The following is a 22,816-nucleotide window of genomic DNA, read 5'->3' as shown; positions in this document are numbered from 1 at the left end:
TCTCTTATTGCGTCTGTTGAACGAGTAAATGTTGTTTCACCGCGCTGGCAATGCTTTCTACCTGCGGCCCGTAAATAACCTGAATGTCATTATCCGTCGCGCGGATAAACCCGCTGGCACCGCTGCGCCTGAGCGCAGCTTCATCGACTTTTTGCATATCGATTATTTTTACCCGCAGGCGAGTGAAGCAGCAGTCGACCTGCTGGATATTTTCCTGACCGCCGAGACCGGCAATAATATGCGCGCTATGTTCATCCGCCGGTAATTCCCTGGCACTGGCTACCGGCACCGCGCTTTCCTCTTCGCGGCCTGGCGTTTTGACGTTGGTGCGTAAAATGATCCACTTAAAGGCGAAGTAGTAGACCGGTGCCCAAATAGCGCCGAGCAGCAGGCTAAACCACCAGTGAGTTTTCGCGCCGCCCAATACGCCAAAGACAATAAAATCAATCAATCCGCCCTGAATATTGCCGATCATCATCTCAAGCAGTTGCGCACAGGCAAACGACAGCCCGGTCATAACGGCGTGGAAAATAAACAGCAGCGGCGAGACAAAGATAAAGCTGAACTCCAGCGGCTCAGTAATGCCGGTAGTGAATGAGGCCAGGGCACCGGCCATCATTAAGGCTTTCACCCGCTGTTTATGCTCCGGCTTCGCACAGCGATACATCGCCAGCGCGGCGGCGGGCAGACCAAACATCATCACCGGAATTTTGCCCTGTGCCAGAAAGCGCGTGGCTTCGCGGGTAATATCGTCAGCCAGCGCGCCAGGATGGGCCAGCGCGTAATTAAATATGGAGAGCGCGCCGATGACGCTTTCGTTATTGACATTAACCATGCCGCCGACCGGGGTGAAGCGCACAGTTTCATTAAGAATATGATGCAGCCCGGTGGGTATTAAGATGCGCTCGGTGAAGGCATAGATAAAGGTGCCGAATGGGCCGGATTCACCAATAAATTGCCCTAAATGAATAATGGCACTGGCAATCACCGGCCACACCAGCGACATTAAAACGCCCACCAGCGGCAGAACAATAACGGTAATGATGGGAACAAAGCGGCGGCCACCAAAATAGGCGATGGCCGCCGGGAGTTTAATCGTATAAAAGCGGTTATGCAGAATCACCGTTACCATCCCGGCGATCACCCCGCCGAGGACGCTCATCTGGTAGGAAAAAATACCGAGGGTATTGGCAAATTCTGCGGAATACATCACCGCCTCGGTCTGGCTATAGCCTTTCGCCATAAAAGCCGCCGCCGACGTGGTCTCTGGCGTTAATCCCTGCGCCAGCAAACTGTAATTGACGCCAACGTGAAAGGTGATAAAACCAATGACCGCCGCGAGCGCCGCCGTTGGTTTTTCATCGCGTGCCAGACCAATCGCACAGGCAATGGCAAACAGCAGCGGTAGATTGGCGAATAAGGCCCCGGCGACCTTGCGAATAAAGCCAATCACCTGCTGCATCATTTCAGCATGGATAATGCTTTCACCGACGATTGCCGGATTCTGCAAGGCCGCCGCCAGGCCAAGAAAAATACCGGCGGCGGCGATCACCGAGATCGGCATCATTAATGCCTTACCTAAATCTTGTAAAAACTCACCTGCCCGACTCATATCGCATTCCCTGTAAGGTAGAAGTGGCTTAACAGACTACACGTTAAGTCGAGTATAGGTGATTTACATGTATAGTTGTCTAGCCCACTAATTTAAAAACAGGAGATTGATCACATAATCATCAGCGGGTGCTGATCAGGGACGCGCGGCGGTGAGGGTAAAGCGGTAATGCTGCTGGTTGTAGTAAATTTCTGAGATTTCAAAGGGGGTGTTGTCGCGTAGTATGGCAACAGAGGTCGCATGCAGCACCGGCTCGTCGCGGCTAATGCCTAACATATCGCGCACCTCCTGCGAAGGAAGTTCGGCGCGGATCTCCTTTTCAGACCGTTCAACGGTAAAACCTTTGCGGCTAATATACGCATATTTTGACGCATTCAGATCGGCTTCACTCAAATCGGCAAAGGGCTGAGCGATCATCCACGACTGCTCAAAAACAAAGGGAATATCGCCCACCAGCCGTAGCCGCTTCATAAACCAGACATCCTCACCCGGTGTAAGGAGGAGCGTGTGCGCAATCTCTGCCGTGACGGGCTGGCGAATGAGGCATATCAGACGATTAACCACCGGTTCATCCAGCCCCAGCGTGGCCTCGCTGGAGGAAAGATGACGATCGAGCGGCAGTGAGATGCGCAGATTTTTGCTGTTCTGTACCACGAATGTTCCCTGCCCGCGCCGACGTTCGACTTTGCCCTGCCGGACCAGATAATCCACCGCTTTACGCGCGGTCATGCGGGAAATAGTGAACTGCTGACAGAGTTCATTCTCGGAAGGGATGGCATCGCCGGGACGCAGTAATCCTGCGGTAATTTGCCCGGTAAGGTATTGTTCAAGTTGCAGATAGACCGGCACGGTAGAGTGTTTATCAATCATTAACGATGCTCCCTGTAGAGAGTATTATGTTAACTACCCGGCCGCAAAGTGACAACGTCTCTTAAGAAAAGACGCGCCTGGCTGAAAAGAAACAGGCCGGATGATCCGGCCTGATATTGATGACAAACCGCCCGTGGAAAACGGGGCGACCACCGGGTTGGGCCTCCCTCCGGGAACCAAATTCTGGTGTTTCCCCTTTTCGCACTCTTTGTCAACGATCTGAGGCCGGATGGTCCGGCCTGAGAATTATACTGCTGAAGGTTTGCGCGGACGGGGACGACGCGGTTTCTCACCGGCCGGTTTGCCGTCATTGCTGCGCGGACCTCTGCCTTTCGGCGCGCCGCCGTCGGTACGACGAGGCTGTTGCTGACCGCGACCACCGCCGCCCTGTCCACGACCGCCGCCGCCACGCTGCTGCTGACGACCATTCTGAATTGGCTCCGCTTTAATCGAAGGATCCGGCTCATAGCCTGCCAGCGCAATACGCGGGATCTCTTTTTTCAGCAGGCGCTCGATGTCGCGCAGCAGTTTGTGTTCATCAACGCAAACCAGCGACAGCGCTTCGCCGGTGGCCGCTGCACGCCCGGTACGACCAATACGGTGTACGTAATCTTCCGGCACGTTCGGCAGCTCGTAGTTCACGACGTGCGGCAGTTCTTCGATATCCAGACCGCGCGCCGCGATGTCGGTCGCGACCAGTACACGTATATCACCAGATTTAAAGTCGGCCAGCGCCCGGGTACGCGCGCCCTGGCTTTTATTGCCGTGGATCGCTGCGCTGCGGATCCCGTCTTTATTCAGCTGTTCCGCCAGGTGATTAGCGCCGTGTTTGGTACGGGTAAAGACCAGCACCTGCTGCCAGTTACCTTCGCCGATCATCTGCGACAGCAGTTCACGTTTGCGTTTCTTATCAACCAAATGCACATGCTGAGTCACCTGCTCAGAAGCGGTATTACGGCGCGCCACTTCAATTTCCAGCGGGTTACGCAGCAGCTTTTCGGCCAGTCCCTTGATGTCGTCAGAGAAGGTGGCGGAGAAAAGCAGGTTCTGACGCTTCGCTGGCAGTTTAGCCAGCACGCGGCGGATGTCGTGAATAAAGCCCATGTCCAGCATGCGGTCGGCTTCATCCAGCACCAGCACTTCAATATTGTCTAATTTGACCGCGTTCTGATGTTCCAGATCCAGCAGGCGGCCCGGCGTGGCGACCAGAATATCCACGCCGCTGCGCAGTTTCATCATCTGCGGGTTAATGCTTACGCCCCCAAACACCACTATGGAACGGATGTTGAGGTATTTACTGTACTCAAGGACGTTTTCGCCGATCTGCGCCGCCAGTTCGCGGGTAGGCGTCAGGATCAGGGCGCGGACCGGGCGTTGCCCTTTTGCCGGTGCTCGTTTTGAAAGATGCTGAAGCAACGGCAGCGTAAATCCGGCGGTTTTACCCGTCCCGGTCTGGGCGCTGGCCATAATATCGCGGCCTTCCAGCACGGCGGGGATCGCCTTCTGCTGAATGGGAGTCGGCTCACGGTATCCCTGCTCTGCAACAGCGCGCAGAATTTCAGGGCTCAGGCCAAGGGAATCAAAAGACATAACAGCTCCATACCACCCTGACCGTTACCGGTGTAGTTTTCAGGGCGATAGCAATAAGGCAGATGACAAAAACCACAATGTCATGAAGGGGCGGAGTGTAGCAGTTTTTGTGACGTGGCGCATAAATATCCCACCTGACGTAAGGACTCTGCCGGTCAGCGAGCGACATCACGCATAAATTATTATCACATTGCACAGCCTCTTTACCGATTATGTAGCCATGTCGATGCGCATATTGACGTGGGAAAAATCAGCGATACTGGTGTCGGCACTTACCACGGCAATGTCGATATCTTCACAGGAGGCGACTTTATAGCGAGCCACCTGGGACATTTTATCTGCCGTGACCGCCGCAATCACCTCATTGCTTTGGCTTAACACCTCTTTTTTGAAGCAGGCATCTTCATAGCAAACCGCGCTCAGTCCTGCCTGGGGATCAAGCCCGCAAACGCCAATAAACGTTTGATCGAAAATTATCCCCTGGATTTGCTTCACCGTATCTGAACTGAGTGTGCTTCCGGTCAACGGGTTAATCTTCCCGCCCAGCAGAATGACCTCGCCGTTGCGGCGGCTACTGAGGGCGGTGGCGATTTGCGGTGAATTGGTGACGATGGTCAGCGTCAACGCAGCGGGGATAAATTCGACCATTTGAAGGTAGGTGGAGCCTGCATCAATAAAAATACAGCTATCGGGCCCGATCATTTCTGCGCATCGTCTGGCAATGCGCGATTTTTCTTCGATATTTTGCGTAGTCCGCACGTCAAAAAGTGCGGATTGTTTAATCTGGCTGACGGCACCGCCGTAGACTTTTTTGCAGATCCCTCGCCGGGCGAGTTCTTGTAAATCCCGGCGGATCGTATGCTCCGAAACACCCAGTTTACGCGCGAGATCGACACCAATTACGCGCCCCGTTTCGGTGAGCATCTGCTCGATCAGCGATAACCGCTGCTCGGGGAATGCATCATAATCTGCCACGTCAGCCCCTCGATAATGTTAATACGGCATAACTTACCATGAAATATCACCCTCTTCACAACGCTGAAGTTCGCCTGATAAAAATGCCTGCCGTGAATGGACAAGCTTAAAAATCCATCATAATATTAATCAATCGATTGATTAATATTGCGAGCATCCGATGAACGTCACTCCCGCCACGACCAAAGGCGAACAGGCTAAAAGCCAGCTTATTCACGCGGCGCTGGCGCAGTTTGGCGAATATGGGCTTAATGCCACGACCCGCGAGATAGCGGCTCAGGCCGGGCAAAATATTGCGGCGATCCCCTATTATTTCGGCTCTAAAGACGATCTGTACCTCGCCTGCGCCCAGTGGATCGCGGACTTTATCAGCGTGCAGTTTCAGCCCCATACCGAGGCCGCGGAGAAGCTGCTGGCCCAGCCGACCGTAGACAAAGACGCGGTTCGTCAGCTGATCCTCAACGCCTGTGAAAATATGATCGCCCTGCTGACCCGCGATGAAACGGTGAACCTGAGTAAATTTATCTCCCGCGAGCAGCTCTCTCCCACTGCCGCCTACCGGCTCATTCATGACCAGGTGATTGCCCCGATGCATACGCATTTCACCCGGCTGATTGCCGCGTATACCGGGCTGGATGCCACAGACACCCGGACGATTTTGCATACCCATGCCCTGCTAGGTGAGATCCTCGCCTTCCGCCTGGTACGTGAAACCATACTGCTGCGCACGGGCTGGACACAGTTTGATGAGGAGAAAGCCGGGCTGATTTTCCAGACCATTTCCTGCCATATCGATCTTATTCTGCATGGTTTATCCAAAGGAGCCTGACGTCATGAAAAAACCTGTCGTTATTGCGCTGGTTGTCGTGGTATTGCTGGCCGCCATCGGCGGCGGCTGGATGTGGTATCACAGCAGGCAGAATCAGCCGTTGACGCTGTATGGCAACGTGGATATTCGCACGGTCAATATGAGCTTTCGCGTGGGAGGCAGGCTGGCTACGCTTAAGGTGGATGAAGGGGATACCATTCAGGCGGGTCAGGTGCTGGGCGAACTGGATCGCGCGCCTTATCAAAATGCGCTGATGCAGGCCAAAGCCAACGTTTCAACTGCCCAGGCGAAATACGATCTCACCATGGCAGGGTATCGGGCGGAAGAAATTGCTCAGGCCAGCGCGGCGGTTAATCAGGCGCAGGCGGCGTATCAGTACGCGCAGAACTTTTATCAGCGCCAGCAAGGGCTATGGAAAAGCCGCACCATTTCGGCCAACGATCTGGAAAACGCCCGCTCCTCACGCGATCAGGCGCAGGCCAGCCTGAAATCCGCCCAGGATAAACTCAGCCAGTTCCGCGCCGGTAATCGGCCACAGGAGATCGCTCAGGCGAAAGCCAGCCTCGAACAGGCGCAGGCACAACTGGCACAGGCCGAACTGGATTTGCAGGATACCACCCTTATCGCCCCCGCCGGCGGTGCGCTATTAACCCGCGCCGTGGAGCCGGGCAGCATGTTAAACGCTGGCAGCACGGTACTTACCCTGTCGCTCACCCGTCCGGTATGGGTACGTGCCTATGTGGATGAGCGCAATTTGCATCAGGCGCAGCCGGGCCGTGAAATTCTGCTTTATACCGATGGTCGTCCGGATAAGCCTTACCACGGAAAAATTGGCTTTATTTCGCCGACGGCGGAGTTCACGCCAAAAACCGTGGAGACGCCGGATCTGCGCACCGATTTAGTTTACCGGATGCGTATTATTGTGACGGACGCCGACGATGCCCTGCGTCAGGGGATGCCCGTCACGCTGAGATTCAATCAGGACGCGGCTGATGAGTGAAGCGCTTATCACCCTTAACAGGCTGGAAAAACGCTTTGCCGGGATGGATAAACCCGCCGTTGCCCCGCTGGACTGCACGATCCGCGCAGGCTACGTCACCGGGCTGGTCGGCCCCGACGGCGCAGGCAAAACTACCCTGATGCGGATGCTGGCCGGTCTGCTGAAACCCAACGGCGGCAGCGCCAGCGTCATCGGCCTTGATCCGATTACCGATGATAGCGCGCTGCACGCCGTGCTCGGCTACATGCCGCAAAAGTTTGGTTTGTACGAAGATCTGACGGTGATGGAAAACCTGACGCTGTATGCCGATTTGCGCAGCATCACCGGCGATACCCGGCAGAAAACTTTCGAGCGCCTGCTGCAATTTACCTCGCTGGGACCGTTTACCGGCCGATTAGCGGGCAAGCTGTCCGGCGGAATGAAACAAAAACTGGGGCTGGCCTGCACCCTGGTGGGTGAGCCAAAAGTATTGCTCCTCGACGAGCCGGGCGTCGGTGTCGATCCCATTTCCCGCCGCGAACTGTGGCAGATGGTGCATGAACTGGCGGGCGACGGCATGCTGATCCTCTGGAGCACCTCCTATCTTGACGAGGCGGAACAGTGCCGCGACGTGCTGCTGATGAACGAGGGAGAGTTGCTCTATCAGGGTGAACCGAAAGCGCTGACCCGGACTATTGGCGGACGCAGTTTTTTACTCCACAGCCCGCAGGAAAATAACCGTCAGTTGTTACAGCGGACGTTGAAATTGCCACAGGTCAGCGACGGCATGATTCAGGGGAAATCGGTGCGGCTGATCCTGAAAAAAGACGCGGTAGCTGACGAGGTTCGTCATGCAGAAGGGATGCCGGACGTCGAGATGCGCGAAACCTCGCCGCGCTTTGAAGATGCGTTTATCGATCTGCTGGGCGGCGCGGGCACCGCTGAGTCGCCGCTGGGCGCGATCCTGCATACGGTAGAGGGGACGCCGGGCGAAACGGTGATTGAAGCGAAACAGCTTACGAAGAAATTTGGGGATTTCGCGGCTACCGATCATGTGGATTTTACCGTCAAGCGTGGAGAAATCTTTGGCCTGCTGGGGCCGAACGGCGCGGGAAAATCTACCACCTTCAAAATGATGTGCGGCCTGCTGGTGCCAACCTCCGGCAAAGCGCTGGTGCTGAATATGGATCTCAAAGTGAGCTCCGGTAAAGCGCGACAGCATCTGGGCTATATGGCACAGAAATTTTCCCTCTACGGCAACCTGACCGTCGAGCAAAATCTGCGTTTCTTCTCCGGCGTCTACGGGCTGCGGGGTCGCGCGCAGAATGAAAAAATCTCCAGGATGAGCGAAGCGTTCGGACTGAAAAGCATCGCCAGCCATGCCACCGACGCGCTGCCGCTGGGCTTTAAGCAGCGCCTGGCGCTGGCCTGCTCGCTAATGCACGAGCCGGACATTCTGTTTCTTGATGAGCCGACCTCTGGCGTCGATCCCCTCACCCGCCGCGAATTCTGGCTGCACATTAACAGCATGGTGGAAAAAGGGGTAACGGTGATGGTCACGACACACTTTATGGATGAGGCGGAATACTGCGATCGCATCGGGCTGGTGTATCGCGGCAAACTTATCGCCCACGGCACGCCGGACGATCTGAAAGCCCAGGCTGCCGACGATGAACAGAGTGATCCCACCATGGAGCAGGCATTTATCACGCTTATCAATAACTGGGATAAGGAGCATGCCGATGAGCAGTAGCGCCCTCTCCTTGCGACGCGTCCGCGCGTTATGCGTCAAAGAGACGCGGCAAATCGTCCGCGACCCGAGTAGCTGGCTGATTGCCGTGGTGATCCCCCTGCTGCTGCTGTTTATCTTCGGCTACGGCATTAACCTCGACTCCAGTAAGCTGCGGGTCGGTATTTTGCTGGAGCAGCACAGCGAAGAGGCGCTGGACTTCACCCACGCGATGACCGGTTCGCCATATATAGACGCCACTATCGGTGACAGTCGCCAGCAGCTTGTTGAGTTGATGCAGGCCGGACGCATTCGTGGGATCGTGGTGATCCCGACAGACTTTGCCCGCAAGATGGCGCGTGACGGCGACGATGCGCCCATTCAGGTGATTACCGATGGCAGCGAGCCGAATACCGCCAACTTTGTCCAGGGTTATGTCGAGGGGATCTGGCAGATCTGGCAAATGCAGCGGGCAGAGGATCGGGGGGAAACCTTTGAGCCGTTGATTGATGTGCAGACCCGCTACTGGTTCAACCCGGCGGCGATCAGCCAGCACTTTATCATTCCGGGGGCGGTGACCATTATTATGACGGTAATCGGCGCGATCCTCACCTCGCTGGTAGTGGCACGCGAATGGGAACGCGGCACGATGGAGGCGCTGCTCTCGACCGAAGTGACGCGCACTGAATTGCTGTTATGTAAGCTTATTCCCTACTATTTTCTCGGCATGCTGGCGATGCTGCTGTGCATGCTGGTGTCAGTGTTTATTCTCGGCGTGCCGTACCGCGGTTCGCTGCTGGTACTGTTTATTACCACCAGCCTGTTTTTACTCAGCACGCTGGGAATGGGGTTGTTGATATCCACCATTACCCGCAACCAGTTTAACGCCGCGCAGGTGGCGCTGAACGCCGCGTTTTTACCGTCGATTATGCTGTCCGGGTTTATTTTCCAGATAGACAGTATGCCCGCGGCGATCCGGGTGGTGACCTATATCATCCCGGCGCGTTATTTCGTCAATACGCTGCAAAGCCTGTTTCTGGCGGGAAATATTCCCACGGTGCTGGTGATAAACGTGCTGTTTTTGATTGCCTCGGCGGTGATGTTTATCGGGCTGACGTGGATGAAAACCAAACGGCGGCTGGATTGATGGTGTTAACAGGAGACGCTATGTTTTATCGCTTATGGACGTTGATTCGCAAAGAGCTACAGTCGCTGCTACGCGAGCCGCAGACGCGCGCCATTCTGATCCTGCCGGTGCTGATTCAGGTATTTCTGTTTCCGTTTGCCGCCACGCTTGAGGTCAGCAACGCTACTATCGCTATCTATAACGAAGATAACGGAAAGCACGCGGTAGAGTTAACCCAGCGTTTCGCCCGTGCGAAAGCCTTTACCCACGTTTTGCTGCTGAGAAGCCCGCAGGAGATCCAGCCGACGCTGGACAGGCAAAAGGCGCTGCTGCTGGTGCGCTTTCCGGCGGATTTCTCGCGCAATCTTGACGCCCTTCAGCCCGCCCCCATGCAGCTCATCCTCGACGGGCGCAACTCCAACAGTGCGCAAATCGCCGCCAACTACCTCCAGCAGATCGTCAAAAATTATCAACTGGAGCTTACCGAAAATCAACCGAAGCCAAACAACAGCGAGCTGGTGGTGCGCAACTGGTACAACCCGAATCTGGATTACAAATGGTTTATCGTGCCGTCGCTGATTGCGATGATCACCACCATCGGCGTGATGATTGTCACCTCGCTTTCGGTCGCACGCGAACGCGAACAGGGAACGCTGGATCAGCTACTGGTGTCGCCACTGGCAACCTGGCAAATATTTATCGGCAAGGCGGTCCCGGCGCTGGTGGTGGCGACGTTTCAGGCCTCAGTGGTACTCGCTGTCGGCATCTGGGCCTACCATATCCCCTTCGCCGGATCGCTGGGACTGTTTTACTTCACGATGATTATCTACGGCCTGTCGCTGGTCGGTTTTGGGCTGCTGATCTCGTCCCTGTGCTCGACGCAGCAGCAGGCGTTTATCGGCGTATTCGTCTTTATGATGCCCGCCATTCTGCTCTCCGGCTACGTTTCGCCCGTTGAGAACATGCCGGTATGGTTGCAGAACCTGACGTGGGTCAATCCGATCCGCCACTTTACCGATATTACCAAGCAGATCTATTTGAAGGATGCGAGTCTGGAGATTATCTGGGGAAGCCTGTGGCCGCTACTGGTCATAGCGGCCACCACGGGATCAGTGGCGTATATGATGTTTCGTCGCAAGATCGCCTAATTTTTTATCTTTCGCCAGCAGGGAAACCACGGCAGGGCCGGCCAGGATCGCCAGCCCGGCGACGGCCAGCAGAAGATTATTGTGCACGACGCGGGAGATCAGCCACAGCACAATCAGCGCGGTGCCAAAGTACCAGGTGGTCGTCAGCTCTTCCAGGACATCAGCAACGTCGCGCCAGCGCCTGTCGTGGTGGCGCTGCAACGCCAGCATCAGCACTACCGTCACGCTGTAAACCACGCATAAACCCAGCCCGACACGGACCATTATGCCGCCCATCCAGCTGGCAACCAATAGCGCCACAATCAGCAAATGCAACACAATCTGCCAGCAACTAAGACCCGTTGCGACACGAACACGTTGTTGCCACTTCATGGCATTTCTCCTGAAGAATTTTTAACTGATATCTCAGACTACCGGACTTTACGGAAAATTCCGTAACAACGCATCTTTTTGTGACGCCTACTACACTATTTTAAACAGGACAGTGACGCTGGCAGGAGAATTATGACCCAACACGCGCAGCATTTTTCATTAAAAATACTTACGATTAATACACACAAAGGATTCACCGCATTTAACCGACGCTTTATTTTGCCTGAGTTGCGTGATGCGGTACGCACCGTCGGTGCCGATATCGTGTGCCTTCAGGAAGTGATGGGCGCGCATGAAGTGCATCCGCTGCACGTGGAGAACTGGCCGGATACCACCCATTACGAGTTTCTGGCGGATACCATGTGGAGCGATTTTGCGTATGGCCGCAACGCCGTGTATCCGGAAGGCCATCACGGCAACGCGGTACTGTCGCGCTACCCTATTGAACATTATGAGAATCGCGACGTGTCCGTGGACGGCAGTGAAAAGCGCGGTCTGCTCTATTGCCGGATTGCTCCACCGGATCTCGATCATCCGATTCATGTTATTTGCGTTCATCTGGGGCTGCGTGAAGCCCATCGTCAGGCGCAGCTCACCATGCTGGCTGACTGGGTAAATACCTTTCCCGAAGGCGAACCGGTGGTAGTCGCGGGCGATTTCAATGACTGGCGACAAAAAGCCAATTATCCGCTGAAATCCCGGGCCGGCCTGGAGGAGATATTTAGCCGGGCGAAAGGACGACCCGCGCGCACATTTCCTGTGAGTTTTCCTTTATTACGCCTTGATCGTATTTATGTGAAGAATGCGCACGCCAGTAGTCCTTCAGCGCTACTCTTACGCCACTGGCGTCATCTGTCCGATCATGCCCCCCTGAGTGCGGAGATCCACCTATGAAATGTGACTGGCGAGAGGGAAACCGCATCGAGTTACTGGAGAACGGCGAGCAGTTTTATCCGGCGGTACATGCCGCCATTGATGACGCCAAAAGTCGGGTTATTCTCGAAAGCTTCATCTGGTTTGAAGATGAAGTGGGTAAGCAACTGCACGCGGTGCTGTTGCGGGCGGCTCAGCGCGGCGTAAAAATTGACGTGCTATTAGACGGTTATGGTTCGCCGGATCTGAGCGACAACTTCGTTAACGAACTGACGGCAGCGGGCGTGGTGTTCCGCTATTACGATCCGCGTCCGCGAATGATGGGCATGCGCACTAACGTCTTTCGCCGCATGCATCGCAAAATTGTGGTTATCGACACCGATATTGCCTTCGTTGGCGGGATTAACTATTCCGACGAGCATATGTCCAGCTATGGCCCGCAGGCTAAGCAGGATTATGCCATCCGCATTGAAGGCCCGGTGGTACAGGATATTCTGCAATTTGAAGTCGAAAACCTGCCGGGCAACGCCTCGGTGCGCCGCTGGTGGCGACGCCATCACCGCGCGGTGGAAAACCGTAAGCCTGGCGAAGCGCAGGCGCTGTTTGTCTGGCGCGATAATGAAGAGCACCGCGACGATATTGAACGCCACTATTTGAAAATGCTGGCCAATGCCCGCCGGGAAGTGATTATCGCCAACGCCTACTTTTTCCCCGGCTACCGTTTGCTGCATGCGATGCGTAACGCCGCCCGGCGTGGCGTTAAGGTCAAGCTGATCGTCCAGGGCGAGCCGGATATGCCGATTGTCAAAGTCGGCGCACGGCTGCTGTATAACTATCTGATTAAAGGCGGCGTCGATGTTTATGAATACTGCCGCCGTCCGCTGCATGGCAAAGTGGCGCTGATGGACGATCACTGGGCCACCGTTGGCTCCAGCAACCTGGACCCGCTGAGTCTGTCGCTGAACCTTGAGGCCAACCTGATTATCCATGACCGGGAATTTAACCAGACGCTGCGGGAAAATCTGAATGCCATTATTAGCAAAGATTGCAAGCTGGTGGATGAAACCATGATGCCGAAGCGGACCTGGTGGAATCTGGGCAAGAGCGTAGTGGTGTTCCACTTCCTGCGTCATTTTCCGGCGCTGGTGGGCTGGCTTCCGGCACATACGCCACTCATGGCAGAAGTTGATCCTCCGGTGCAACCGGAGCTTGAAACGCAGGATCGCGTCGATACCGAAAATTCCGGAGTGAAATCCTGATGGCTAAATCACATCCTCGCTGGCGGCTGGCGAAAAAAATTCTCACCTGGCTGTTTTTTATTGCCGTGGCGGTCCTGCTGGTGGTGTATGCCAAAAAGGTGAACTGGGAAGATGTCTGGAAGGTGATCCGCGACTATAACCGCCTCGCCCTGCTGAGCGCAGTGGCGCTGGTGATTGTCAGCTATGTCATGTACGGCTTTTACGATCTGTTAGGCCGGGCCTACTGCGGGCATAAGCTGGCGAAGCGGCAGGTGATGCTGGTGTCGTTTATCTGCTATGCCTTTAATCTGACGTTAAGTACCTGGGTCGGCGGCATCGGCATGCGCTACCGGCTCTATTCGCGGCTGGGCCTGCCGAGCAGTACCATCACGCGCATTTTTTCGCTGAGCATCACGACTAACTGGCTGGGCTATATCCTGCTAGGCGGCCTGATATTTACCTTTGGCGTGGTCCAGCTTCCCTCTCACTGGTATATCGATGAAGGTACGCTGCGGATTGTCGGTATCGTGTTACTGCTGCTGGTGGTGGTCTATATGTGGGGCTGCGCTTTTGCGAAGCGCCGTCATATCACCATTAAGGGGCAGAAACTGGTGCTGCCGTCGTGGAAGTTTGCCATCGCCCAAATGGTGATTTCCAGCATCAACTGGATGGTGATGGGGCTGATTATCTGGCTGCTGCTGGGCCAGGATGTGAACTACTTCTTTGTCCTCGGCGTGCTACTGGTCAGTAGTATTGCCGGGGTTATCGTGCATATTCCGGCGGGGATTGGTGTACTGGAGGCGGTTTTCATCGCCCTGCTGGCAGGCGAACATACTTCGCAGGGCACGATCATCGCCGCGCTGCTGGCGTACCGAATGCTCTATTATATCGCCCCGCTGCTGCTGGCGCTGGTGGGATATCTGGTGCTGGAAAGCCGGGCGAAAAAGCTCAGGGAGAAAAACGAAAAAGCGATGGCGAAGTCGTAAGGGCGGATAAAGCGCCCTCGCCTCGCGCTGCCCGGCGGCGCTGCGCTTGCACGGGCCTACAGGTAACGGTTAATGGTTTGATATTGCACGTTATTGTAGGCCGGGTAAGCGAAGCGCCACCCGGCAGGTAACGCATACATTCTCTAAAACAGGCTTGTTTCCGGCCTCACCCTCTTTAACGGCGGTTGCCGAAAATTCGCAGCAGCATCAGGAACAGGTTGATAAAGTCCAGATACAGTGTCAGCGCGCCGAGGATGGAGTATTTACGCAGCATGCTGCCGTCACGGGTGTCGATCTGCTCGCCGATATTTTTCAGCTTCTGGGTATCATAAGCCGTCAGGCCAACGAAGATCACCACGCCGATATAGGTTACCGCCCACATCAACGCTTCGCTCTTCAGCCAGAAGTTCACCAGCGAGGCGAGAATAATCCCTATCAAGCCCATGAAGAGCATATTGCCGAAACCGCTGAGATCGCGCTTAGTGGTATACCCGTAGAGGCTCATCGCGCCGAACATCCCCGCCGTCACCACAAAGGTACTGGCGATGGATGAATAAGTGTACACCACAAAAATGCTTGAGAGCGTCAGCCCGGTTAGCGCCGAATAGAGCATAAACAGCGTGGTCGCCATCCCGGCGCTGAGCTTATGCACCAGCCCGGAGAGCACGAAAACCAGCGCCAGCTGCGCGATAATCAGGCCAAAGAACGTGATCTGGCTGGAGAAGACAAACATCAGCACGGCGGGGGTATTGGCGGAATACCAGGCGACGAAAGCCGTGAGTAACAGGCCGCAGGTCATCCAGCCATAGACCTGCGCCATATAGGTTTGCAAGCCGGTACGCGAGCGCTGGACTATCGAATCTGAACGTGGATATCTATCCATGAGAAACTCCTTATAAGATGAATACTCTTGTAAGCCTACTACATCTTACGAAAAAGGCGCATCACCAGCGCTGCGCCGCCTGCTTGTCGCTATCGCGCGCCTCGACCCAGCGTTCTCCTTCGGGCGTCGCTTCGCGCTTCCAGAACGGCGCGCGGGTTTTCAGGTAGTCCATAATAAACTCCCCGGCTTCAAAGGCGCTGCTACGATGGGCACTGGTGACGCCGACGAAGACAATCTCCTCGCCCGGCCACAGTTCGCCAATCCGGTGAATCACGGTGATGCGGCCTAATGGCCAGCGGGCGCGGGCCTCAGCCACGATTTCCGCCAGCGCTTTTTCCGTCATGCCGGGGTAGTGCTCAAGCGTCAGCGCTTTTACGCTGTCGCCGAGGTTATGATTGCGCACTTTGCCGGTAAAGGTGACAACCGCACCGTCTTCATCACGCTCTGCCAGCCACGGATACTCATCGCCAACGCGAAACGGCGCGTGGCCGACACAAATACGGGTCTCAGCCATCTCAGCCTCCGGTGACGGGTGGAAAGAACGCCACTTCATCGCCGTCAACGATGGCATGGTCGAAGGCGACCAGCGTCTGATTGACGGCAGCCAGCAGCTTGCCCTCTTCCAGCGCCAGCGCCCAGCGGTCGCCCTGTGTGGCAAGGTGCTGGCGCAACGCTTCCACGTTGGCGAACGTTGCTTCCAGGGACAGACGATCGGTGCCGACCAGTTCGCGCACCTGAGCGAAAAAGAGAACGTTAATCATGTGCTTTCACCGTAAAATCGCCCGATTTGCCGCCGCTTTTCGCCAGCAAACGCACCGGGCCAATGACCATATCTTTCTGCACCGCTTTGCACATATCGTAGATCGTCAGCGCCGCTACCGACGCGGCGGTCAGCGCTTCCATCTCGACGCCGGTTTTCCCGGTCAGACGGCAGAGGGTTTCAATACGCACGCGGTTATGTTCCGGCTCGGCGTGAAGCTGAACCTCCACTTTGCTGAGCAGCAGCGGATGACACAGCGGGATCAGCTCCCAGGTGCGCTTCGCCGCCTGAATGCCGGCGATACGGGCCGTGGCAAATACGTCACCTTTATGGTGACTGCCTTCGACGATCATCGCCAGCGTTTCCGGCAGCATGGTAACAAAGGCTTCCGCGCGCGCTTCGCGCACCGTCTCCGCTTTGGCGGAGACGTCCACCATATGCGCTTCACCGGCGGCGTTGATATGGGTCAGTTGTGACATGATTATTTCTTCAGATGAGGATGGAAATTACAGGGACGGGTACGGGCATCGAGCTGCGGCGCAATGATATTCTCCCACGCCGTGCGGCAGGCTTTGGTGGAGCCGGGCATGGCAAAAATCAGCGTGTTGTTGGCGATGCCCGCCACCGCGCGCGATTGCAGCGTCGCCGTGCCGATCTCCTCAAAGGAGAGCATACGGAATACTTCGCCGAAGCCTTCAATTTCACGGTCAAACAGCGGCAGCAGCGCTTCCGGTGCCTGATCGCCCGAGGTAAAGCCAGTGCCGCCATTGATCAGCACCACCTGAACGTCTTCACGCGCAATCCAGGCGGATACCTGAGCGCGGATGGCGTAGCGATTTTCGTTAACGATGGCTTTATCCACCACCTGATGCCCCGCCTCGTGCGCAGCGTCGCGCAGATAATGGCCGGAGGTATCGTCCTCTTCGCCACGGCGGCTGGAAACGGTAAGAACAGCGATTCGCGTCGGGATAAATTCAGCGCTTACCTGACTCATAGAGATCTCCTTGCAGGCGGTTATCCGCCAATATAAGAAAGGTTCTGAGTAATGCCCGTATTTCCCTGATGCAGGAAATGGGTCTGCTTTTTGTGGGTCAGCGCGGCGGCAATACGCGATTCCAGCGCCGCCTGCTGCTGGTCGTCCGCCAGCAAATCACGCAAATCGACGCCGCCCTCGCCAAACAGACACAGATGCAGTTTGCCGGTAGAGGAGATACGCAGGCGGTTGCAGCTGGCGCAGAAATCTTTTTCATACGGCATGATAAGGCCGATTTCGCCTTCATAGTCGGGATGGCAAAACACCTGTGCCGGACCGTCGCTGCGCTGGCGAAGCTGGTGGATCCAGCCGCGTCTGAGCAGTTCGTCGCGCAGCACCATGCCGGAGATATGATGTTTACGGAATAGCTCGCTGCCCTCACCCGTTTCCATGAGCTCGATAAAACGCAGTTGAATGCGGCGAGGTTTGATCCACGCGAGGAAGGTATCAAGCTGGTGATGATTGACGTCGCGCATCAGAACGGTGTTGACCTTAACGCGCGTAAAACCGGCGTCAAATGCGGCGTCAATGCCGTCCATCACCTGACGAAATTTGTCCTGCCCGGTGATAGCGTGAAACTGACGGGCATCGAGGCTATCGAGGCTGACGTTGATATTGGTCAGCCCCGCGTCGCGCCAGTTAGCGACATCGCGCGCCATCCGGTAACCGTTGGTGGTCACCGCAATCTGGCGGATCGCCGGGTTTTCACGCACGGTGGCGATAATCTCGCTAAAGTCGCGACGAAGCGTAGGTTCGCCGCCGGTGAGACGTACTTTTTCCGTGCCGAGCGCGCTGAAGGCGCGAGTCACCCGCCGCACTTCATCGACGGACAAAAAACCGTTATTGGTGACGCCGCTGGGCCGGTAGCCGTTGGGCAGACAGTACGTGCAACGAAAATTGCACACATCGGTGATCGACAAACGCAGATAGTAAAACCTGCGGGCGAACGCATCGGTAAGTTGTGAAGCCATGTACACCTTTCCAGTTCGGGAGGCACAGTCATTTCTTCCTGTACCCTGGTGGCTTATGCCACGGCCAAAGCACCGTATCGAAAGACCCAGGTGCAGAGGCTAGAGTGATTATGCCGATAGTAGCGCGTCAAACACGTTTCCGCCACTCGCAAAACGCTATATAATTATGTATATAGCGACACAATCGTGCAATTTCGCTACAGACTACGCGTAAATCAGGTTTTTGCATTGATATGCGTCATTTTAGCGTCGTTAGCCCATCGTCTTTTAGGGGTAGTTACGCTACTGTTACGCGGAATGATTAAATAAGGGAAAGTTATGCGTAATCGCACGTTTGCGGATCTGGACAGAGTCGTCGCGCTGGGCGGCGGACACGGCCTGGGACGAGTCATGTCTTCACTCTCATCGCTGGGCTCGCGGCTGACCGGGATTGTGACCACCACCGACAACGGCGGCTCGACCGGACGTATCCGGCGTGCGGAGGGCGGCATCGCCTGGGGGGATATGCGCAACTGTCTCAATCAGCTGATTACTGAACCCAGCGTCGCATCCGCAATGTTTGAGTACCGTTTTGGCGGTAACGGTGAGCTTTCCGGGCATAATCTCGGAAATTTGATGTTAAAGGCGCTGGATCACCTGAGCGTGCGGCCTCTGGAGGCCATTAATTTAATTCGCAACTTGTTGAAGGTGGACGCGTTACTGATCCCGATGTCGGAAGTGCCGGTGGATTTGATGGCTGTGGATAGCGAAGGCCATGAAGTCTATGGCGAAGTGAATATCGACCAGCTTAAACAACCGCCAGCGGACCTGCTGCTCTCCCCTAACGTTCCGGCCACCCGTGAAGCCGTCCAGGCCATCGCCGAAGCCGATCTTATTCTCATCGGGCCAGGCAGTTTTTACACCAGCCTGATGCCGATCCTGCTGCTGTCTGATATTACCCAGGCCCTACGACGCGCTCCGGCTCCGATGATCTACATCGGCAATTTAGGCCGTGAAGTCAGCCTCCCGGCGGCTGAGCTTCAGGTTGTGGATAAGCTGGCCCTGATGGAGCGCGCTATCGGCAAACGGGTTATTGATGCGGTGGTGGTGGGACCGGATACCGATATTCGTGGAACAGACGATCGCATCGTGGTTCAGCAGCCGCTGGAAGCCAGCGATATTCCTTACCTTCACGATCGCCATTTGCTGCGCAAAGCGCTGGAACAGGCGGTTCAGGCGCTGGGCTAATCTTCTCATCTTTATTTGTTTCTTAAGGTTGGCTTAAACCTTCTCTGCCACGATGCCGTTTCCTTTCCTGGCGAGATCACATTATGCGGGCGTTTCATCTGCGCAGACCGACCCTCGGTCTGCTGACGTTTCTGGTTCTTTTTGCGCTCTATATCGCACTTTTTTTAAATATCGCCTTCTGGCATCAGGCATTTAACCTGCTGCCGGTGAATTCTCTGCATTCGGCGCTGGTGTTTATCTCTATGCCCGTCGTGGCGTTTGCCGGCATCAATATTCTGCTGACGCTGGCGTCGCTTATACGCCTGCACCGGCTGGTTATCAGCCTTTTCGTTTTGCTCGGCGCGGCGGTGCAATATTTTATTCTTAACTTCGGTATCGTGATGGATCGCTCAATGATCGATAACATCCTTGATACCACGCCTGCGGAAAGTTTTGCCCTGCTCTCTACCCGGCTGGTGCTATCGCTGCTGTTCTCCGGCGTATTAATGGCAGCGCTGGCCTGGTGGGTGAAAATTCTCTATCCCGCGACGCTCGTCAGGGGCGGAGTGCTGCGGGCGGCGAGCCTCACCCTTTCCGTTCTGGCGATCCTGCTGGTGGCGCTACTGTTCTATAAAGATTACGCCTCTCTGTTTCGCAACAACAAAGAGCTGGTGAAATCGCTTAATCCGTCCAACAGTATCGTTGCCAGCTGGTCCTGGTACATCCATAACCGAATGGATAATTTGCCGCTGGTGCGGATTGGCGAAGATGCGCGGCAGGATCCCCGAATGGCGCAGGGTCCGCGTAAGAACCTGACGATCCTCATCGTCGGCGAAACGTCGCGGGCGGCCAACTTTTCCCTTGGCGGCTACCAGCGCGAGACCAATCCGCGTTTAAAGCAGGATAACGTTATCTACTTCCCGCAAACGACCTCCTGCGGCACCGCAACCGCCGTGTCCGTCCCCTGCATGTTCTCTGACATGCCGCGCCAGCATTACGACGCGCAACTGGCGCACCATCAGGAAGGAGTGCTGGATGTCATTCAGCGTGCCGGAATAAAGGTGCTGTGGAATGAAAATGACGGCGGTTGTAAAGGTGCCTGCGAGCGGGTGCCGACGCAGGATATGACGCGTCTGAAACTGCCGGGCCAGTGTATTGATGGCGAATGCTACGATGAGGTTTTATTCGACGGTTTGAGCCATTACATCGATACGCTTCAGGGGGATGGCGTGATTGTTCTGCACACCATAGGCAGCCACGGCCCAACCTACTACAACCGCTATCCGCCCCAGTTCCGTAAATTTACCCCGACCTGCGACACCAATGAGATACAGACCTGTAGTAAGGAGCAACTGGCCAATACTTACGATAATACCGTTTTGTATGTGGATTATATCGTCGATAAAGCAATCAGGCTGCTACAAAGCAAGCAGGACAGGTTTACCACCAGCCTGGTGTATCTGTCGGATCACGGTGAATCACTGGGGGAAGACGGGGTCTATTTGCATGGACTGCCGTGGTCAATTGCCCCGCAGATGCAAACCCATATTCCGATGCTGATGTGGATCTCAGAGGATTATCAGAAACGCTATCACGTAAGCCAGCAGTGTCTGCAAAAAAGGGCTGACACCCAGGAGTACTCACAGGATAATCTTTTCTCCACTATGCTTGGGATGGTGGGCGTCACCACGCAGGTCTATCAGGGAAAAGATGATATTTTATTGTCGTGCAAAGGAGCTAACTAAGTGAAAATATTAGTTATTGAGGATGATGCTTTACTGTTACAGGGATTGATCCTTGCCATGCAAAACGAGGGATATGTCTGCGATGGTGTGGCGACCGCCCGCGATGCGAAGAGTTGTCTGGCCAGCGCCCACTACAGTCTGGTGGTGCTGGATCTCGGTTTACCCGATGAGGATGGGTTGCATCTGCTGGCCCATCTGCGACGCGATAAATTCACCCAGCCGGTGCTGATCCTCACCGCGCGCGATACCGTCGGCGATCGCATCGCCGGGCTGGATACCGGCGCGGATGACTATTTGATCAAACCTTTCGCGCTGGATGAACTGAATGCACGCATCCGCGCGCTGCTGCGCCGCCATTATAATCAGGGCGACAGCGAACTGACGATCGACGATCTGACGCTCAACGTCACGCGCCGTCAGGTCTGGCTGGAAGGACATTTGCTGGAGCTCACGCCGAAAGAGTACGCGCTCCTCTCAAGACTGATGCTAAAAGCGGGTAGCCCGGTGCATCGTGAAATTCTCTATAACGATATTTATAGCTGGGAAAACGAACCCTCGACCAATACGCTGGAGGTGCATATCCATAATTTACGCGAAAAGATCGGCAAAACGCGTATTCGCACGGTGCGCGGCTTCGGCTATATGATGCCGGATCGGGATAAATAATGGCGCGCTTTCGCAGACGAAAGACGACGATGCGCAGCCAGCTGCTGCTGACCATCGGTGCAATTCTGGTGGTGTGCCAGGTTTATAGCGTTTTCTGGCTCTGGCATGAAAGCCAGGAGCAGATTCAACTGCTGGTACAAAGCGCAGTCCAGAATCATGACAACAGTAAACACATTGCGCATGAAGTACGCGAAGCTATCGCCAGCCTGCTGGTGCCCAGTCTGCTGATTATCGGCCTGGCACTGGTTATCTGCTTTCACGCGGTGAAAAAGATCACCCGTCCGCTGGCAGAGCTGCAACGCGAGTTAAGCGAACGCACGCCCGATAACCTTCAGCCCATCGCCATTAACGCGACGGTCAGCGAAGTGGAGGCGGTAACCTCCGCCATCAATCAACTGGTTTCACGACTCACCGTGACGCTCGAGCGCGAGCGGCTGTTTACCGCCGATGTCGCCCACGAGTTGCGCACGCCGCTGGCCGGTCTGCGTTTACACCTTGAGCTGATTGGTCGGGCCGGAAACGCGAATGTCGAGCCGCTGCTGCAACGCCTCGATCAGATGACCACCAGCATTGCCCAGCTTCTGCAACTGGCGCGTGTGGGTCAATCCTTTTCCGCTGGCAGCTATCAGCAGGTTAATCTCTATCACGATGTGGTTCTGCCGCTTCAGGGTGAGCTTGAAACCATGCTGTCGCAGCGTCAGCAATATCTGACATTGCCGGTGGAAAGCCAGGTCGCCGTGTTGGGCGACGCCACGCTGTTACGCGTGCTGCTCAGAAATCTGGTGGAAAATGCCTATCGTTACAGCCCTGTAGGTTCCGTGATCGTCGTTCATATTGAGCCCGGAAACGAGCCCATGCTGGTGGTTGAAGATGAAGGGCCAGGGATTGACGAGTCGAAAGGCGGCGAGCTGAGCAAGGCGTTTGTGCGTATGGACAGCCGCTACGGCGGTATTGGCCTCGGGTTAAGCATCGTCACGCGCATCGCCCAGCTGCACGACGCGCAGTTTTTTTTGCACAATCGCCAGTCGCAGACGGGCGCGCGGGCCTGGGTGAAATTCAGGCCGTTACGCGGGTAATACGTTTAGCCCCGGTGCCGCATAATGCCGGATGGCGGCTTCGCCTTATCCGGCCTACGAGGTGTACATACCCGCAAAGAGCGCGCAGCCGGGCTACGAGATATTCCAGGCCCGGTAAGCGCAGCGCCACCGGGCAGGAAACCCACAGC

Annotated in this window: 23 protein-coding genes and 1 riboswitch; of the genes, 12 read left to right on the top strand and 11 right to left on the bottom strand. The window is 55.6% G+C overall.

All coding sequences use genetic code 11. The annotated features are described in order from the left end of the window. Positions 1-4 precede the first annotated feature (4 nt). From INT84_RS02750 to INT84_RS02735, 4 genes are all read right to left on the bottom strand, one after another. Positions 5-1,612: a PTS transporter subunit EIIC gene (locus tag INT84_RS02750; protein ID WP_194205526.1), complete on the bottom strand. Its 1,608-nt coding sequence runs from the start codon at positions 1,610-1,612 to the stop codon at positions 5-7. A 135-nt stretch (positions 1,613-1,747) separates the two neighbouring features. Beyond that, a complete protein-coding gene (locus INT84_RS02745) occupies positions 1,748-2,482 on the bottom strand; it encodes a GntR family transcriptional regulator (protein WP_194205525.1) in 735 nt (244 codons plus the stop codon). Positions 2,483-2,728: 246 nt separating this feature from the next. Next, complete coding sequence (gene rhlE / locus INT84_RS02740) at positions 2,729-4,072, bottom strand: ATP-dependent RNA helicase RhlE (RefSeq protein WP_194205524.1); 1,344 nt, start codon at positions 4,070-4,072, stop codon at positions 2,729-2,731. A gap of 210 nt (positions 4,073-4,282) precedes the next feature. Beyond that, positions 4,283-5,047, bottom strand: coding sequence for a DeoR/GlpR family DNA-binding transcription regulator (locus tag INT84_RS02735; RefSeq protein WP_194205523.1), 765 nt, complete (start codon positions 5,045-5,047; stop codon positions 4,283-4,285). Between the two features lie 160 nt (positions 5,048-5,207). Between INT84_RS02735 and cecR the strand changes: the two genes are divergently transcribed. From cecR to INT84_RS02710, 5 genes are read left to right on the top strand one after another with little or no spacing between them, the layout of a single operon-like run. Next, complete coding sequence (cecR, locus tag INT84_RS02730; RefSeq protein ID WP_194205522.1) at positions 5,208-5,876, top strand: transcriptional regulator CecR; 669 nt, start codon at positions 5,208-5,210, stop codon at positions 5,874-5,876. A 4-nt stretch (positions 5,877-5,880) separates the two neighbouring features. Beyond that, positions 5,881-6,876: a secretion protein HlyD gene (hlyD, locus tag INT84_RS02725; RefSeq protein WP_194205521.1), complete on the top strand. Its 996-nt coding sequence runs from the start codon at positions 5,881-5,883 to the stop codon at positions 6,874-6,876. After that, the gene (locus tag INT84_RS02720) at positions 6,869-8,608 is read left to right on the top strand and encodes an ATP-binding cassette domain-containing protein (RefSeq protein WP_194205520.1); all 1,740 of its coding nucleotides are present in this window, start codon (positions 6,869-6,871) and stop codon (positions 8,606-8,608) included. The genes hlyD and INT84_RS02720 overlap by 8 nt, the downstream gene beginning before the upstream one ends. Further along, the gene (locus tag INT84_RS02715; RefSeq protein WP_194205519.1) at positions 8,598-9,731 is read left to right on the top strand and encodes an ABC transporter permease; all 1,134 of its coding nucleotides are present in this window, start codon (positions 8,598-8,600) and stop codon (positions 9,729-9,731) included. Before INT84_RS02720 ends, INT84_RS02715 begins: the two co-directional genes overlap by 11 nt. Before the next feature lie 20 nt (positions 9,732-9,751). Then, positions 9,752-10,858 (top strand): ABC transporter permease, encoded by a 1,107-nt coding sequence (locus INT84_RS02710; protein ID WP_176920528.1) that lies wholly within the window; start codon positions 9,752-9,754, stop codon positions 10,856-10,858. Here the strand turns inward: INT84_RS02710 and INT84_RS02705 are convergent. Next, positions 10,820-11,230: a YbhQ family protein gene (locus INT84_RS02705; RefSeq protein ID WP_194205518.1), complete on the bottom strand. Its 411-nt coding sequence runs from the start codon at positions 11,228-11,230 to the stop codon at positions 10,820-10,822. The genes INT84_RS02710 and INT84_RS02705 overlap by 39 nt on opposite strands. Positions 11,231-11,362: 132 nt before the next feature. Between INT84_RS02705 and INT84_RS02700 the strand changes: the two genes are divergently transcribed. From INT84_RS02700 to INT84_RS02690, 3 genes are read left to right on the top strand one after another with little or no spacing between them, the layout of a single operon-like run. Next, positions 11,363-12,124, top strand: a complete 762-nt coding sequence (locus INT84_RS02700) for an endonuclease/exonuclease/phosphatase family protein (RefSeq protein WP_176920526.1) — start codon at positions 11,363-11,365, stop codon at positions 12,122-12,124. After that, positions 12,121-13,362: a cardiolipin synthase ClsB gene (gene clsB, locus INT84_RS02695; protein ID WP_194205517.1), complete on the top strand. Its 1,242-nt coding sequence runs from the start codon at positions 12,121-12,123 to the stop codon at positions 13,360-13,362. Before INT84_RS02700 ends, clsB begins: the two co-directional genes overlap by 4 nt. Then, positions 13,362-14,327: a YbhN family protein gene (locus INT84_RS02690; RefSeq protein ID WP_194205516.1), complete on the top strand. Its 966-nt coding sequence runs from the start codon at positions 13,362-13,364 to the stop codon at positions 14,325-14,327. The genes clsB and INT84_RS02690 overlap by 1 nt, the downstream gene beginning before the upstream one ends. Before the next feature lie 175 nt (positions 14,328-14,502). On the opposite strand, the gene INT84_RS02685 is transcribed toward INT84_RS02690, so the two are convergent. The 6 genes from INT84_RS02685 to moaA all read right to left on the bottom strand — a co-directional run bounded on the left by INT84_RS02685 (position 14,503) and on the right by moaA (position 17,974). Next, entirely contained in the window at positions 14,503-15,210 is a 708-nt protein-coding gene (locus tag INT84_RS02685; protein WP_176920523.1) for a Bax inhibitor-1/YccA family protein, read from the bottom strand. 61 nt (positions 15,211-15,271) lie between these two features. Continuing rightward, on the bottom strand, positions 15,272-15,724 hold the full coding sequence (gene moaE, locus INT84_RS02680; RefSeq protein WP_176920522.1) for a molybdopterin synthase catalytic subunit MoaE: 453 nt from the start codon (positions 15,722-15,724) through the stop codon (positions 15,272-15,274). 1 nt (position 15,725) lies between these two features. After that, positions 15,726-15,971, bottom strand: a complete 246-nt coding sequence (moaD, locus tag INT84_RS02675) for a molybdopterin synthase sulfur carrier subunit (protein ID WP_194205515.1) — start codon at positions 15,969-15,971, stop codon at positions 15,726-15,728. Beyond that, positions 15,964-16,449 (bottom strand): cyclic pyranopterin monophosphate synthase MoaC, encoded by a 486-nt coding sequence (moaC, locus tag INT84_RS02670; protein ID WP_176920520.1) that lies wholly within the window; start codon positions 16,447-16,449, stop codon positions 15,964-15,966. Before moaC ends, moaD begins: the two co-directional genes overlap by 8 nt. Positions 16,450-16,451: 2 nt before the next feature. Next, positions 16,452-16,964, bottom strand: coding sequence for a molybdenum cofactor biosynthesis protein B (gene moaB, locus INT84_RS02665; protein WP_194205514.1), 513 nt, complete (start codon positions 16,962-16,964; stop codon positions 16,452-16,454). Between the two features lie 20 nt (positions 16,965-16,984). After that, on the bottom strand, positions 16,985-17,974 hold the full coding sequence (gene moaA / locus INT84_RS02660; protein ID WP_194205513.1) for a GTP 3',8-cyclase MoaA: 990 nt from the start codon (positions 17,972-17,974) through the stop codon (positions 16,985-16,987). Beyond that, positions 17,962-18,093: riboswitch (molybdenum cofactor riboswitch) on the bottom strand. (Overlaps the previous gene by 13 nt.) A gap of 199 nt (positions 18,094-18,292) precedes the next feature. On the opposite strand from moaA, the gene yvcK reads away from it, so the two are divergent. The 4 genes from yvcK to pmrB all read left to right on the top strand — a co-directional run bounded on the left by yvcK (position 18,293) and on the right by pmrB (position 22,667). Further along, on the top strand, positions 18,293-19,201 hold the full coding sequence (gene yvcK, locus INT84_RS02655; RefSeq protein ID WP_176920517.1) for a uridine diphosphate-N-acetylglucosamine-binding protein YvcK: 909 nt from the start codon (positions 18,293-18,295) through the stop codon (positions 19,199-19,201). An 83-nt stretch (positions 19,202-19,284) separates the two neighbouring features. Then, positions 19,285-20,925 (top strand): phosphoethanolamine transferase EptA, encoded by a 1,641-nt coding sequence (gene eptA, locus INT84_RS02650; protein WP_194205512.1) that lies wholly within the window; start codon positions 19,285-19,287, stop codon positions 20,923-20,925. Beyond that, entirely contained in the window at positions 20,926-21,591 is a 666-nt protein-coding gene (gene pmrA, locus INT84_RS02645) for a two-component system response regulator PmrA (RefSeq protein ID WP_194205511.1), read from the top strand. Then, positions 21,591-22,667 (top strand): two-component system sensor histidine kinase PmrB, encoded by a 1,077-nt coding sequence (gene pmrB / locus INT84_RS02640; protein ID WP_194205510.1) that lies wholly within the window; start codon positions 21,591-21,593, stop codon positions 22,665-22,667. The genes pmrA and pmrB overlap by 1 nt, the downstream gene beginning before the upstream one ends. Positions 22,668-22,816: the final 149 nt, after the last annotated feature.

This window comes from Superficieibacter sp. 1612_C1 (assembly GCF_015234305.1).
GTDB lineage: Bacteria > Pseudomonadota > Gammaproteobacteria > Enterobacterales > Enterobacteriaceae > Superficieibacter.
This window is presented reverse-complemented; position numbering and strand designations above follow the sequence as displayed.

Bases quoted from the DNA above. Each gene is read 5' to 3' on its own strand.
- INT84_RS02750 (WP_194205526.1), bottom strand. From the start codon at position 1,612: ATGAGTCGGGCAGGTGAGTTTTTACAAGATTTAGGTAAGGCATTAATG.
- INT84_RS02745 (WP_194205525.1), bottom strand. From the start codon at position 2,482: ATGATTGATAAACACTCTACCGTGCCGGTCTATCTGCAACTTGAACAA.
- rhlE (WP_194205524.1), bottom strand. From the start codon at position 4,072: ATGTCTTTTGATTCCCTTGGCCTGAGCCCTGAAATTCTGCGCGCTGTT.
- cecR (WP_194205522.1), top strand. From the start codon at position 5,208: ATGAACGTCACTCCCGCCACGACCAAAGGCGAACAGGCTAAAAGCCAG.
- hlyD (WP_194205521.1), top strand. From the start codon at position 5,881: ATGAAAAAACCTGTCGTTATTGCGCTGGTTGTCGTGGTATTGCTGGCC.
- INT84_RS02720 (WP_194205520.1), top strand. From the start codon at position 6,869: ATGAGTGAAGCGCTTATCACCCTTAACAGGCTGGAAAAACGCTTTGCC.
- INT84_RS02715 (WP_194205519.1), top strand. From the start codon at position 8,598: ATGAGCAGTAGCGCCCTCTCCTTGCGACGCGTCCGCGCGTTATGCGTC.
- INT84_RS02710 (WP_176920528.1), top strand. From the start codon at position 9,752: ATGTTTTATCGCTTATGGACGTTGATTCGCAAAGAGCTACAGTCGCTG.
- INT84_RS02705 (WP_194205518.1), bottom strand. From the start codon at position 11,230: ATGAAGTGGCAACAACGTGTTCGTGTCGCAACGGGTCTTAGTTGCTGG.
- INT84_RS02700 (WP_176920526.1), top strand. From the start codon at position 11,363: ATGACCCAACACGCGCAGCATTTTTCATTAAAAATACTTACGATTAAT.
- clsB (WP_194205517.1), top strand. From the start codon at position 12,121: ATGAAATGTGACTGGCGAGAGGGAAACCGCATCGAGTTACTGGAGAAC.
- INT84_RS02690 (WP_194205516.1), top strand. From the start codon at position 13,362: ATGGCTAAATCACATCCTCGCTGGCGGCTGGCGAAAAAAATTCTCACC.
- INT84_RS02685 (WP_176920523.1), bottom strand. From the start codon at position 15,210: ATGGATAGATATCCACGTTCAGATTCGATAGTCCAGCGCTCGCGTACC.
- moaE (WP_176920522.1), bottom strand. From the start codon at position 15,724: ATGGCTGAGACCCGTATTTGTGTCGGCCACGCGCCGTTTCGCGTTGGC.
- moaD (WP_194205515.1), bottom strand. From the start codon at position 15,971: ATGATTAACGTTCTCTTTTTCGCTCAGGTGCGCGAACTGGTCGGCACC.
- moaC (WP_176920520.1), bottom strand. From the start codon at position 16,449: ATGTCACAACTGACCCATATCAACGCCGCCGGTGAAGCGCATATGGTG.
- moaB (WP_194205514.1), bottom strand. From the start codon at position 16,964: ATGAGTCAGGTAAGCGCTGAATTTATCCCGACGCGAATCGCTGTTCTT.
- moaA (WP_194205513.1), bottom strand. From the start codon at position 17,974: ATGGCTTCACAACTTACCGATGCGTTCGCCCGCAGGTTTTACTATCTG.
- yvcK (WP_176920517.1), top strand. From the start codon at position 18,293: ATGCGTAATCGCACGTTTGCGGATCTGGACAGAGTCGTCGCGCTGGGC.
- eptA (WP_194205512.1), top strand. From the start codon at position 19,285: ATGCGGGCGTTTCATCTGCGCAGACCGACCCTCGGTCTGCTGACGTTT.
- pmrB (WP_194205510.1), top strand. From the start codon at position 21,591: ATGGCGCGCTTTCGCAGACGAAAGACGACGATGCGCAGCCAGCTGCTG.